This window comes from Steroidobacter agaridevorans (genome assembly GCF_009932555.1).
In the GTDB taxonomy this organism is placed as follows: domain Bacteria; phylum Pseudomonadota; class Gammaproteobacteria; order Steroidobacterales; family Steroidobacteraceae; genus Steroidobacter; species Steroidobacter agaridevorans.
This window is the reverse complement of the sequence record NZ_BLJO01000011.1, coordinates 196,703-209,405: the sequence shown is the minus strand read 5'-3', so window position 1 is coordinate 209,405 and position 12,703 is coordinate 196,703. Positions and strand designations below refer to the sequence as shown.

Annotated in this window: 9 protein-coding genes; 5 read left to right on the top strand and 4 right to left on the bottom strand. The window is 62.3% G+C overall.

The annotated features are described in order from the left end of the window. Positions 1-16 precede the first annotated feature (16 nt). Positions 17-1,306 (top strand): lipid IV(A) 3-deoxy-D-manno-octulosonic acid transferase, encoded by a 1,290-nt coding sequence (waaA, locus tag GYH35_RS32260; protein WP_161830510.1) that lies wholly within the window; start codon positions 17-19, stop codon positions 1,304-1,306. Here the strand turns inward: waaA and GYH35_RS32255 are convergent. Then, positions 1,282-1,884, bottom strand: coding sequence for an MEDS domain-containing protein (locus tag GYH35_RS32255; RefSeq protein WP_161830509.1), 603 nt, complete (start codon positions 1,882-1,884; stop codon positions 1,282-1,284). The genes waaA and GYH35_RS32255 overlap by 25 nt on opposite strands. Positions 1,885-2,037: 153 nt before the next feature. Between GYH35_RS32255 and GYH35_RS32250 the strand changes: the two genes are divergently transcribed. Next, a complete protein-coding gene (locus tag GYH35_RS32250; RefSeq protein ID WP_202624927.1) occupies positions 2,038-4,914 on the top strand; it encodes a TonB-dependent receptor in 2,877 nt (958 codons plus the stop codon). A gap of 40 nt (positions 4,915-4,954) precedes the next feature. On the opposite strand, the gene GYH35_RS32245 is transcribed toward GYH35_RS32250, so the two are convergent. After that, positions 4,955-6,550 (bottom strand): glucan biosynthesis protein, encoded by a 1,596-nt coding sequence (locus tag GYH35_RS32245; protein ID WP_161815646.1) that lies wholly within the window; start codon positions 6,548-6,550, stop codon positions 4,955-4,957. Positions 6,551-6,718: 168 nt separating this feature from the next. Here GYH35_RS32245 and GYH35_RS32240 point away from each other — a divergent pair, with 168 nt between their 5' ends. Then, complete coding sequence (locus GYH35_RS32240; RefSeq protein ID WP_161815645.1) at positions 6,719-7,267, top strand: RcnB family protein; 549 nt, start codon at positions 6,719-6,721, stop codon at positions 7,265-7,267. A gap of 316 nt (positions 7,268-7,583) precedes the next feature. After that, a complete protein-coding gene (locus GYH35_RS32235; protein WP_161815644.1) occupies positions 7,584-9,119 on the top strand; it encodes a M48 family metallopeptidase in 1,536 nt (511 codons plus the stop codon). 54 nt (positions 9,120-9,173) lie between these two features. On the opposite strand, the gene GYH35_RS32230 is transcribed toward GYH35_RS32235, so the two are convergent. Continuing rightward, positions 9,174-9,380, bottom strand: a complete 207-nt coding sequence (locus GYH35_RS32230) for a CsbD family protein (RefSeq protein ID WP_161815696.1) — start codon at positions 9,378-9,380, stop codon at positions 9,174-9,176. Positions 9,381-9,503: 123 nt separating this feature from the next. Beyond that, positions 9,504-10,676 carry an AAA family ATPase gene (locus GYH35_RS32225; RefSeq protein ID WP_161815643.1) on the bottom strand — a complete coding sequence of 391 codons (1,173 nt, stop codon included), beginning with the start codon at positions 10,674-10,676 and terminating at the stop codon, positions 9,504-9,506. A 274-nt stretch (positions 10,677-10,950) separates the two neighbouring features. Here GYH35_RS32225 and GYH35_RS32220 point away from each other — a divergent pair, with 274 nt between their 5' ends. Next, a complete protein-coding gene (locus GYH35_RS32220) occupies positions 10,951-12,699 on the top strand; it encodes a homoserine dehydrogenase (RefSeq protein WP_161830508.1) in 1,749 nt (582 codons plus the stop codon). The last annotated feature ends 4 nt before the right edge of the window (positions 12,700-12,703 follow it).

Sequence of the window (12,703 nt, the reverse complement as noted above, 5' to 3'; positions counted from 1 at the left end):
AGAAGAACACCACAACATGCTGCGTTCCGTCTATACCGCACTCCTTTATGTATTTGCGCCCATTGCGCTGGCGGCCACCGCCTTGCGAGGGCTGCGCGATCCCGCCTATCGCGACCGGCTGTCGGAAAGATTGGGATTCACTCAGGCATTCCAGCCGGGGAGCGGCATCCGTCCGCTATGGATCCACGCGGTGTCGGTGGGCGAGGTGCAGGCCGCCGCTCCTCTGATCCGTGCGCTGCTGAAGAAATACCCGCAGCACTCGCTGTTGATCACGACTGCGACGCCTACTGGCGCGCAGCGTGTGCGGGCATTGTTCGGGGACTCGGTGCGTCATGCCTATTTGCCCTACGACCTGCCGGGCGCGGTGCGTCGTTTTCTGGATCGTGTGCGACCGTCGCTGGCCATCGTGATGGAGCGGGAGATCTGGCCGAATCTGTTCAGCGAGTGCGAACGTCGCCGCATTCCCATCCTGCTCGCGAGCGCGCGCATCTCGGAGCGTTCCGCGGTCCGGCATCGGAAGTTCGCGACACTGTTTCGTGACGCACTCTCTGGCAACGTCACCGTGGCGGCGCAGACATCGCAGGACGCCGAACGATATCGTTCGATCGGCGCGCAGCGAGTCCTGGTCACGGGCAATGTGAAATTCGATATCGAAGTGCCGCAGGCAGCGCGCGAGGCGGGAGAAACATTGCGAGCTGCGCAGTTCGCAAATCGTCCCGTCTGGGTCGCCGGCAGCACTCACGATGGTGAGGAGCAACAGATCCTCGCCGCGCATCGCGCAGTGACTGCTTCACGCTCCGATGCGTTGCTCGTGCTCGTGCCACGTCATCCAAATCGTTTCGACGCCGTGCGCGCCTGGTTGAAGAGCGAGCAGGTCGAGTTTGCTTCGCGCAGTCGGAATGAATCGGTGACGCCGGCAACCTCGGTGTTGCTGGTCGATACGCTCGGTGAGCTGATGATGTTTTATGCCGCAGCCGACATCGCGTTCGTGGGCGGCAGTTTGATTGCGACCGTCGGAGGTCACAATCTGTTGGAGCCGGCGGTGCTCGAGCGTCCGGTGCTGGTCGGGCCTCACAATTTCAACGCGCCCGACATTGCGCAACTGATGATCGAGAGCGGCGCTGCGCGAGAGGTGAGCTCGTCGGAGCGACTGGCCGCAGCCGTTCTGGAGCTATGCGCGAATCCGGCGGCTCGCGCCGACATGGGCGCGAAGGCGAGTGCGATCGTGACCGCGAATCGTGGCGCGCTGAGTCGGGTGATGGAGTCGATCGAGCCGCTGCTTCAGGCGCCTTCGCAGACCACGTGACTGTGAATGCTGTGCAGGAGCTTGCGGTAACGCGGATTCTCGGTGAACGGCGACACCTTGTAGGCACAGAACAAGCTGAAGCTGTGCTGACGGCTCAGCTCGTTCCACAGCTCTTCGAGCTGGATGGCCAGCGCCGGCCGGCCTTGCTCCGCCAATAGCGAGACCATTTCGCCGAAAAGTCGCACCGGTTGCCCGCGCGAGGCGGCCTGGATGACCAGTTGGTTGAACTGTCGATGGAAACGGTCCTGGTCGATACCGGCCTGTGCATCGAAGAATGTCGGCAGCATCTGTTCGGCTTGCAGCGGCACGTAACGATACTCGGCCGAGAGCAGGTCGGGATCCAATCCGCTCTCACGCAGATATCGGTCGAGCTGGCGGTGATGCTCGGCCGTTGCGACCGCCACGCAGGTCTCGTGCGCCTCGAGGCCTTCCCGCAGGAAATAGCCTGCCGCGCGCACGTATTCCTCGTCGCTGCGGAAAAAATGAACGATGTGGGCGGAGTTGCTCATGGGGGCCGGGTATGACGGGCCGCTGATTCCCATGCTGTCCTTGCGGCTCGGTACAGATGATAGTTGCATGACAGTCGCCCCGAGCAGTGCTGCTTTCCGAAGTGACAATTCCGGTCGCCAGGTGTCGCTTCTCGGCACCGTCATCTGCGTGCAACGAAACCGTCACGACTGCGCTTCATAAAGCCTCCCGCGAATCGCCGCTACAGATCGGGGAGCAATGTCGTGAAAATTAACAAAGGCGCGGATTGGCGCAGAGATGGCCGTGGTATTTGGTCCACACCGGTGAGCTTGACGGCCCTGGTCGTGGCCGGCTCGTGTGTGACGTCGGCGGCGCTGGCGGGCTCTTTGTCCGGTCGCGTGAGCGATGCTTCCGGCGTCAAGTCGTTGCAGAGCGCCGAGGTTGAAATCGTCGAGTTGCAACGTCGCGCGCAGACCGGCAACGATGGCTCGTTTCGTTTCAGCGATATTCCCGACGGCTCGTACACATTGCGCACGCAGTATGTCGGCGCCGATCCGGTCGAAATAAAAGTTAACGTTGCCGGCGATACGCGCAGCGAAGACATCCTGCTCGGCGCCGCTCGCGCCGCTCGCGCCGACGGCGGCTATATCGACAACGTGCTGGTCGTCGGTCAGCGCGCCAGCCTGGCGAGCGCCTTGTCTCGTCAGCGTGCCGCCGATGGTGTCGAAAGCGTGCTCAGCCGCGACGGCATCGGTCAGTTTCCCGATCAGAACGCCGCAGAATCGTTGCGCCGGGTCGCTGGCATCAATGTGCTGAACGATCAGGGCGAAGGTCGTTTCGTCGCCGTGCGCGGCTTGTCGCCGGATCTGAACGCCGCCTCCATCAATGGCGCGCGCGTGCCGGCGCCTGAATCGGATGTGCGCTCCGTCGCGCTCGACGTGATTCCCGCCGAGCTGATCGAATCCATCGAGATCAAGAAGTCGCTGACGCCCGACATGGATGCCGACACCATCGGTGCGTCCATCGAGATCAACACCACCAGCGCCTTCGATCGCAACGAGCCATTCCTGTCGTTCTCGGGCGAGGGCTCGTTCAACGATATGAACAACGAGTGGTCGCCGAAAGGCAGCCTGGATTTTTCCACGACGATCAACGACCGTCTCGGCATCGCCGGCGGCTTGTCCTATTACAAGCGCGAGTTCTCGACCGACAACATCGAGATGGACGGCTGGAAGCTCAGCGATGACGACGTGGCGTTTGCAGAAACCGTCGAGTATCGCGACTACGATGTGGAGCGGACCCGTCTCGGTGGCTCGCTGTCACTCGATTTTCGCGCCAGCGACACCACGACCTTGTATGCGCGCTTCCTGCGCAGCGAGTTCGAGGATCAGGAATATCGCGGCCGCTTGATTTTCGAGATGGACGAAGATCCGAACAGTGGCGAGGCGAACACGGCCAACTTCTCGGATGCGGATGGCGAGATCCAGGCGGTTCGCGACATCAAGGATCGCTTCGAGAAGCAGACCATTACGTCGCTCAATCTCGGCGGCGAAACGTTCGCCGGTGCGTGGACGCTGAAGTACAACGGTTCCTGGTCGGCCGCCAGGGAGCGCGAGGCCGGCTCGCTCGATCCGGTCGATTTCCAGCGCGAGTTCGATGGCGATGACGAACTCGATGTGAGCTTCGACTACAGCGACTGGCGCCTGCCGCGCTACACGCTGAGCGGCAACAACGTCGCGGCGTTCAGCGATCCCGCTGAGTTCGAGTTCGACAAGATCGAGCGCACTACTTTCAGCCTGGCTGAAGATGAGGAGTTCGCGGCGCGCTTCGATATCGCGCGCGACTTTGCATTGAGCAACGGTCAGTTCACGTTCCAGTTCGGCGCCAAGGGCCGGCTGCGCGAGAAGACCTACGACAAACAGGCCGACATCTTCGACGGCTTCGATGGCGACTTCACGCTCGCCGACGTGGCGGGCTCGCCCAGCTACGGTCTGGCCGGCATCGGCCCGGTGCCCAGCGGGCCCGCCGTGCGTGATTTCATCGATAGCAACATCGCCGACTTCGAGTTGAACGATGTGGATACGGCGTTTGAATCGAACATCGCCTACTACAGCGTGGACGAGGATATCTACGCAGGCTACGTGCTCGGGCGACTCGATCGGGGCCCGCTGCGACTCATCGGTGGCGTGCGCGTCGAGCAGACGCGCAATGACATTCGCGCGAACGCCGTCGAGATGGTGGAAGGCGAGGACGATACCGACGTCAATGTCACGCCGACCCGGTTCGAACGCGACTACACGGATGTGCTGCCGAGCCTGAATGTTCGCTATCAGGCTGCCGAGGATGTGTTGTTGCGCGCAGGCGTGTATCGCAGCCTCGTGCGTCCGCAGATCGGCCAGCTCGCGCCGCGCTTCGTTGTCGAGCAGACGACCGACGAGGACGACAACGGCGAGGAAGTGGTGTTGCGTGAGGGTGAGTTCGGCAATCCCGAGCTGAAACCCTACGACGCCTGGAACGTCGATGTGTCCGCGGAATGGTACCTGGGCAACAGCGGCGTGCTGCAGGCGGGTGTGTTCTACAAGCGCATCGAGGACTTCATCGTCAACGTGGTGTTCGAGGATTCGGAGTTCCTCGGCGTCGAGTTCAGCGAAGCGACGATCCCGCAGAATGGCGATGAAGCCAAGGTGAAGGGCTTCGAGCTGAGCTATCAGCAGGCCCTGAGCTTCCTGCCAGGCGTGCTCGATGGGGTGATCGTCGGCTTCAACTACACGTACACGGACGCGGAAGGTGAGATTGGCGATCGGACCATCTCGCTGCCGGCGTCGGCGGAGAATACGTTCAACGCGTCGCTGGGCTACGAGAAGGGGCCGCTGAGCTTGCGGCTGACGGCGGCGTTTCGAGACAAATATCTCGACGAGCTGGGCGACGATCCCGAACAAGATCGTTTCGTCGAAGATCACATCCAGTTCGATCTCAGCGCGAAGTATCGCGTGACACCGCAGTTCCAGGTGTTCGCCGAGTTCGTGAACCTCGGCGACGAGCCGTACGTGGCGTATCAGAACCTGGGCGGCCGCAAGCGACTGCTGCAGTATGAAGAGTACTCGTGGACGGGTAAGACGGGCTTCCGTTATTCGTTCTGATCCAAGAAGAAGGGGCCTCCAGTTGGAGGCCCCTTCAGGTTTAGTGGCCAGCTTGCTGCAGCATAAGCAAGCGATCCTTCATCGCCGGCGGCGACCACTGATAGGTCCAAACCTCCGTGAGTACGGTGTGGCCGATGCGCAGGAACAGGCGGATGTCCACCGGGTCCATGCTCTCGTCGGGCAGTTTTACATCGAACATCGCTCGATAGCCGCCGATCTCCTTGAGCGGGCGCGCCGAAGTGATCTCGACTTCGCCTCGCGACACGGTGATGACCGGCTCGACCTTCGCTCGCTCGGGCAACGTTGCGAGCTCGCCGCCTTTGAAGTCGATGGCAAAGCGCCACGAGAAATATCGGCGCCGCTGTCCCACCACACCACCGAGGCCGGTGCGCGTCGCGACCGCTTCGGCGAGGTTTGAAGACACCGGCATCTGCGTGCCCCAATACATGCGATAGCTGTACAGCAGCTCCTCACCCCCGCGGATGGGCGTTGCCGGGTTCCAGAACGCGACGATGTTGTCGAACGTTTCATCCACGGTGGGAATTTCCGTGAGCTGCACCGAGCCCTTGCCCCAGGGCGACTTCGGCTCGATCCACAAGCTCGGGCGGCGCTCGTAGAACACGCCGTCGTCCTGGTAGTTGTTGAAGTCGCGATCCCGCTGCAGCAACCCGAAGCCGCGCGGGTTCTCGTCGAAATACGAATTGAACCGCAGCAGCGGCGGATTGCTGATCGGGCGCCACAGCCATTCGCCATTGCCCCGATACATCGACAGGCCGTCCGAATCGTGAATCTCCGGCCGCCAGTCGTAGCCCATGCGGCGATCGTTCTCGCCGACCTGGTACATGCTGGTGAGCGGCGCGATGCCGAGACGTCGAATCGCTTTGCGCGGATAGATTGCGGCATCCACTTCGACGATCTGCGGGGCGCCCGGCGTCAGTGCGAATCGATAGGCGCCGGCGACGCTGGGCGAATCCATCAACCCATAGATCACCAATGTGCGCGCGTCCGGCGACGGGCGCTCGAAATAATATTCGGAGAAGCGCGGAAACTCCTCGGGATCGAGCGCCGTGTCGATCGCCAGGCCGCGGGCTGACAAGCCGAACTGTCTCGTATCGTTGCCGACGCTACGGAAGTAACTCGCGCCGAGGAAGGACGCCACGTCTCTTTCCCAATCGGTGGCGGTGTGAATACGGAAGCCGGCCCACGACAGATCCTTCGGCAGCGACCGAGGAGTGATGCCGCTGCGACTCAGGTCGAACAGCTCGGGGCGGTACAGAATCTCGCGCGCCTGACCGTCGACGATCTCGTGCATGCGCACCGGCTCCTTGAAGCCGCGGCCCATGTGAAAAAATTCCAAACGGAAGTTGCCTTCGACATCGGCCCACAGCGCGTCTTCGCGCTTGAAGCGGATCGATTGATACTCGTCGTAGCCCAGCTCTTGCAGCGCCCTCGGCGCCAGCTTGCTCGGCGGCGCATACGCTTTGCTCGCCAGCGCACGCGCCTGGCCTTTCAGCACGGCGTAATCGAAGGGGCGGGCGGGCCCGCGGAAGGCCTGTTCGGCGGCGGAGACAATGCCTGAGGCAGACAGCGTGGATAGCAGGGCGGCGGATTGCAGAAAGTCGCGGCGTCGGATCATGAGTGGTCCAAGTGGCTGACGAGAAAGGCTCAACGTCTGAGGCGCCCGAAGAGTACCAGCTGAACGCAAGCTGACAATAATTTATGGTGGGTCGTTCAGCTTCCGATCAGATGGGCTGGTCAATAGTGTCTCCCAACCCGGCACTGCCGGTGTTACGAGGAGATCGCGATGAAGACCCTGTTTGCTGCTGCGGTTACGGTGTCGATGCTGATGGGCACGGCGGCCACGGCGTATGCGGACAACGATCGCGGCCGTCACGAGCGTCGCTACGACGACCACGGCAAGGATCGGCGCGACTATCGCGGCCACCGCGACGACCGCAAGGACTGGGATCGCCGCGATCATGACCGCCGCGACTGGGACCGTCGCGACCATGATCGACGCGATTGGGATCGCCGGGACTATCGTCGTGACCACGCCCGCTACGACCGCCGGGATGCGTATCGCGCCGGCTACTGGAACGGCCGCACGGACCAGCGTCGCTACGACCGAGGCCGCTACATCGCCCCGCGTGGCTACTATGTCCGCTCTTGGCGACATGGCGAGTACCTGCCGCGCTCTTATTGCGAGAGCCGGTACATCGTGAGCGACTACGGTCGCTATCACTTGCACGCGCCCCCGCGGGGGCATCATTGGGTGCGGGTGAACAATGATGTGGTGCTTGCGGCGGTCGCGAGTGGATTGGTGGTGAGCGTCGTCAACGGATTGTTCTACTAACGCGGTGTGGCTCATCGCGCCGGAAGACCCACCCCCTAACCCCCTCCCGTGAACGGGAGGGGGAACTCAATTTTTAAAAAAAGAGTTTTTTCTCCCGGAGATTTCGCTTCAAGAGAATTTGGCGACAGATCGGATGTTCCGGGCCCTCCGCAGGAGGAAAAATAAGAATAGTTTCCCCCTCCCGTACACGGGAGGGGGCAGGGGGTGGGTCTTCCGCCCGCTGAAACACATAAAGCAATAATGAGAACCGCGTCACGCGGCAAACGTGACCGAATTCCGTAACCTCGCCTCGGTTCACCGCCGTTGGCGACAGATTATGGAAAGACATGAGTTCTCGGCCCTGATCGGGCGCCTGGAACGCCAGGCCGACGACAATCCGCAGTTTTATGCGATGAAAGTCGGCGCGCTCGCAGCGCTGGGCTACGCGTCGATTTTCCTTCTCGCCGTCATCATCCTCGTCACCTTCTGGTACACCTTCAGTCCTTTGCTCTCGGGCGAGCGTTTCCGTGCGCCGCTCGTGGTCGCCTGCGCCGTCGGCCTCGTCACATTGGTTGGAATGATCCGCGCGCTGTGGGTACGCATCGCCGAGCCCGCGGGATTGCGTGTCACTCGCGAAGAAACTCCTCGCCTGTTCGAGGCCATCGATGAAGTCGCCGCGAAGATCGGCGGCGTGCGAGTCGATTCCGTGTCCGTCAGCGCCGAGTTCAACGCATGCATCGTGCAGACGCCGAGCTGGGGCATCTTCGGCAACTATCGCAATCATCTGGAGATCGGCTTGCCGCTCGCGATGGTGCTCACCATCGATGAGCTGAAGGCGGTGATCGCGCACGAAATGGGGCACTTGTCGCAGGCGCATGGCAAGTTCGGCGCGTGGATCTATCGCCAGCGTGTCACGTGGCATGCGCTGGAATCGAAGTTCAGCAATCCCGTGGGGATCTTCGACCAGATCCTCGGCGCGTTCTATGGTTGGTACGCGCCGTACTTTTATGCATACAGCTTCGTGCTCGCGCGCAATCACGAATACGTTGCGGATCGCGCGGCCGCGAACGTTACCAGCCCCGCTGCAATCGCCGCTGCGCTGACCAAGCTGGAGCTGGCCGGGCGATTTCTGTCCGAAGTGTTCTGGAAACGTTTGTACGATCAAGTCGAGCGACAGCCGGATCCACCTTACAAGCCGCACGCCCTGATGCCGCGGGCGTTCAAAGCAGCGGAGCAGCAGTGGGCGCGGCCGGATTGGTTACAACAAAGCCTGCGGCGCTATGCCGCCGACGACGACACCCATCCCAGTCTCGCCGAGCGCCTGGCGGCACTCGATATCGAGCCGGCCACGCCGGTGCACGACACGGAACGTTCGGCATTGACGTTGTTCAATCCGGCGACGCCGTCGCTGGTGAAGTTCTTCGACGATGAATGGCAGCAGGACACGGCGCCGAAGTGGCGCAAGCGTCACACCGAAATCGCCGAAGCCAAGGCCAAGCTCACGTTGCTCGAGGATGCCGAGAACGCGGCGCTCAACGACAAGGAGGTTTGGGAAAAAGTCCTGCTGCTGCTCGAGATCGACCGGGACATGGAGGCGATGGAGACGCTCGAGCAGATCCTGTCGCGGGAGGGTGAGTACCCCAAGGCGCATCTGTTGATGGGCCGGATGCTGCTGGATCGTAACGACGACCGCGGCCTGAAACATCTGCTGCTCGCGATCGAGCAGGATCTGGAGCTGACCGACGAGGCGGGTCGCGCCGGCTATGTCTACTTGATGCGCCGGGGTCGGGAGAAAGAAGCGAAACGTTTCTGGGGCAAGGCGCAGGATCTATACGAGAACCCGCGTCATATGCGGGACTCGCTCACCGATTGACAGCGTCGCGCCTCGACCACGGCGGTCGAAGCGTCGACGCATTACGCCAAACGGTTACTGCCAATTGTTGCGAGTCTGGAAGTCGCGCGCCTGGCGTTCCGCATCGGCACGCTCCAGCCCATAACGTTCTTGCAGCTTGCCGGCGAGAATCTCGGCGTGGCCTTCCATCTGATCGATCTCGTCGTCCGTGAGCTTGCCCCACTGCTCTTTGATCTTGCCCTTCAGCTGCTTGAAGTTGCCGCCTGCAATGTCTCTGTTCATGCCCATGATAGTCTCCGGTATCAACTGGTCCGCGCCGCACTGATGCGCCGCGCGCCGTAATAACGACCCGTGACCTCGCAAAGTTCAACTGCGTCAACTGTGGGATATTTGCGGACGCTCGAGTCAGCGCTCGGGCCAATGCCAGGACGGGCGATCGAGCAGGCCTTGTTCCTGCACGACGGTCTCGCCGAAATCCTTGCTGAGTTGGATGGCGTTGCAGCGTCCGTCTTGTTGAAGCGCGGAGAGCAGGCGAGCGGAGTGGGAGACGACCCACAGTTGCGTCGACTGGCTCGCGGCAGAAATCAGGCGGGCGAGTGCGGGCAGCAGATCGGGATGCAAGCTGGTTTCGGGCTCGTTCAACACCATGAGTTGCGGTGGACGCGGCGTGAGGAGTGCGGCGATCCACAGCAAATATCGCAGCGTTCCGTCCGAGAGCTCGGCGGCACTCAACGGACGTAACAAACCGTGCTGGTGGAATTCCACCGTGAAGGCATTGCCAACCTGACCGATGTCGATCGACGCGCCCGGGAAGGCGTCGGCGACGGCTTGGTTCAATTGCCCCACGTCGCCGATCTCACGAATCGTTTGCAACGCGGCCGCGAGGTCGTGACCGTTGTGACTCAGCACAGGGGTCCGCGTGCCGAGTTGCGGCTGGCGAATGGGCGAGTCGGCGTCGGTGCGCAGGTGATCGTAGAAGCGCCAGGAGCGGATCTGCTCGCGGACCGTGAGAATTTCGGGCGCGCGTTCGGCATCGAGAACTTGCGTCAGCATGCTGTCGAACGTCGCGAGGCTCGAAGCGATGATGCGCCATTCGCCGTGAGCATCGCGTGTGCGCACGACAGGGCCGCGGCGATCGACGAGCAGCGACGATGGCCGGAACACGGGGCCTGACCAGATACATTCACGCTTGATCTCCGGATCGAGCGCGAACATGGACGGGTCGTTCTTGGGGTTGCTGTGCATGCCGAGATCGATGCTGTAGCTGAAGGCATCGGATGCGAACCCCAGCCGCAAGCTCACCGGCTCACGCCGTGGCCCCCCTTGCACTGGATGTTCGCCACGCTTCACCGAAGCGGCAACCGTTTCCGGCCCGGCCCACAGCGTCGACGGCAATCCACCTTCGCGAGCCAGCGAGGCAATGACATTGCCCTGCGCGGCATCGGCGAGCAGCCGCAGCGTGCGATACAGATTCGATTTCCCGGTGCCGTTCTCGCCGCTGACGATATTCAGTTCGGTCAGGGGCACGATGACGGAGCGCAGCGAGCGGTAGTTGGCGATGGCCAGCGTGGTCAACATAAGGTCCCTCGCCGGGCAGACTGGCATATTGATGCGCAGCGGACCAGTGCATTCTTGACAGGCCCCGCCCGGAGCCTTTAGCGTTCGCCCTTGCGCCGATTTGAGTTCAGCTTGCGGGCGCGTAAGAAATACGGCTAAAGCGAAGCAAACCCTGCTTGAGCTTTGGCGAGCGGGTTTTTTTATGCCTGCTCGCCGACCCCGGACCTCCGGTCGCCGTCTCTTTCCCGCCAGCGCTCGTCGACGCTTTGACCAACGGAACAGGCTGGAGAATGGCGTGAATCCTTCCATTGTCGTGCTCAAATTCGGCAGCTCGGTGTTACAGACCGAAGCGGATCTGCCGCAGGCGATCGATGAGATCTACCGCGAGTGGCGCGCTGGCCGGCGAGTGATCGCTGTCGTCTCGGCGTTTGCGGGCGTCACGGATCAGCGCTTTGCGCAGACGCGCGCTGTCACGAACGATTTGCATGAGCAGGCCGCGTGGGTCGCAGGCGGCGAAGAAGAGTCCGGCACAAAGTTGGCTGCGGCGTTGATCGCCAACGGTGTGTCGGCGCGTTACGTCGATGCCCGGGAAGCGGGGCTGCGCGCGCATGGTGAACCGCACGAGTCCACGCCGGTTTCATTGAATGCCAGTTATCTCCACGACCATCTGCGCGATCATGCGGTGCTGGTCGTGCCCGGTTTCATCGCGCACGACATTCAAGGGCGTACAGTCTTGCTCGGTCGCGGCGGCTCGGATCTCACGGCGTTGTTCCTTGCCAAAAATCTGGAAGCGCGCTGTCGCTTGTTGAAAGACGTCGACGGTGTGTATGAAAGCGATCCGGCGGTCGTCGAGAATCACGCGCAACGTTTCAATCGCTTGAGCTGGCGCACGGCGCTGGAGATCGGCGGACGGATCATTCAACCGCGTGCGCTGCAGTTCGCGCAGTCGCATGGGCAATCGTTCGAAGTCGCGTGTGTCGGCTCGAACTTGTCCACGCTGGTCGATCATGGCCCGGACGAGATTGCGACCGTTCTGCACGAAAACATCCAGCCGGTGCGCGTCGTACTGCTCGGCCTGGGAACGGTCGGGCTCGGTGTGTATGCACATTTGCTCCGCCGGCCGGATTTGTTTCAGGTCGTGCGCATCGTCGTCAGGGATCTGGACAAGCCGCGCCGGCTCGACGAAGCCAATCTGGAAGCGCCCAAGTCGCTGTTGTCGATCGACCCTTGGGATGCCGTCACGCAGCCCGCAGATCTGGTCATTGAGACTATCGGTGGCCTCGAGCCGGCCGGCGAGATCGTGCATGCGGCGCTGTTGCGCGGTCGAGCGGTGGTCACAGCAAACAAAGCGTTGATTGCGTCCCGCTGGTGGGAAAAGCTGGCGCGTTTCGCGACGGGCAAACAGCCGCTCCTGAAATTCGGAGCTGCCGTCGGCGGCGCCGTGCCGGTGCTCGAAACAGTGAGCGCGTTGGCCCGTCATGCTGGCGTCGTGCAGGTGCGCGCCATCCTCAACGGTACGTGCAACTTCATACTCGACGCCCTGGAGCAGCGGATAGACTTCGACACCGCGCTCGCGCATGCGCAGGCCAACGGTTTTGCCGAAGCCGATCCGCATGACGACCTGGTGGGACTGGATGCTGCGCGCAAACTGGAATTGATCGCGCGGGCGGCGTTCGGCGAGGCCTCGCACTTCGAGCTCAATGTGCGCGGCATCGTAGGAGTGACGGCCAGCCAGGCGTCATTGGTGCGCGAGGAAGGACTGAGCCTGAAGCTGGTCGGCGCCTGCGAGCGAAGTGAAGGGCACGTCCGGGGTGTAGTAAAACTGCATGAGCTGCCGGCGAGCGATTTCCTGGCAGGGGCGCGTGCCGAACAGAATCGGGTCGAGATCGTGGCAGGAAACGGCCAGATAGTGCGTCTGGCGGGGAAGGGCGCGGGCCGCTGGCCGACCGCACTTTCCATCCTGGGCGATGTCCATGAATACTTGCGGGATGGACGCATCGCTGTAGCGGACGAGCAGGTGCAGCCCGCGGTGGTGAATGCATGATGGA

What these genes read in the sequence shown, in the direction of transcription:
- GYH35_RS32245 (WP_161815646.1), bottom strand. Translation starts at nt 6,550, where the DNA reads ATGATCCGACGCCGCGACTTTCTGCAATCCGCCGCCCTGCTATCCACG.
- GYH35_RS32240 (WP_161815645.1), top strand. Translation starts at nt 6,719, where the DNA reads ATGAAGACCCTGTTTGCTGCTGCGGTTACGGTGTCGATGCTGATGGGC.
- GYH35_RS32255 (WP_161830509.1), bottom strand. Translation starts at nt 1,884, where the DNA reads ATGCAACTATCATCTGTACCGAGCCGCAAGGACAGCATGGGAATCAGC.
- waaA (WP_161830510.1), top strand. Translation starts at nt 17, where the DNA reads ATGCTGCGTTCCGTCTATACCGCACTCCTTTATGTATTTGCGCCCATT.
- GYH35_RS32230 (WP_161815696.1), bottom strand. Translation starts at nt 9,380, where the DNA reads ATGAACAGAGACATTGCAGGCGGCAACTTCAAGCAGCTGAAGGGCAAG.
- GYH35_RS32235 (WP_161815644.1), top strand. Translation starts at nt 7,584, where the DNA reads ATGGAAAGACATGAGTTCTCGGCCCTGATCGGGCGCCTGGAACGCCAG.
- GYH35_RS32225 (WP_161815643.1), bottom strand. Translation starts at nt 10,676, where the DNA reads ATGTTGACCACGCTGGCCATCGCCAACTACCGCTCGCTGCGCTCCGTC.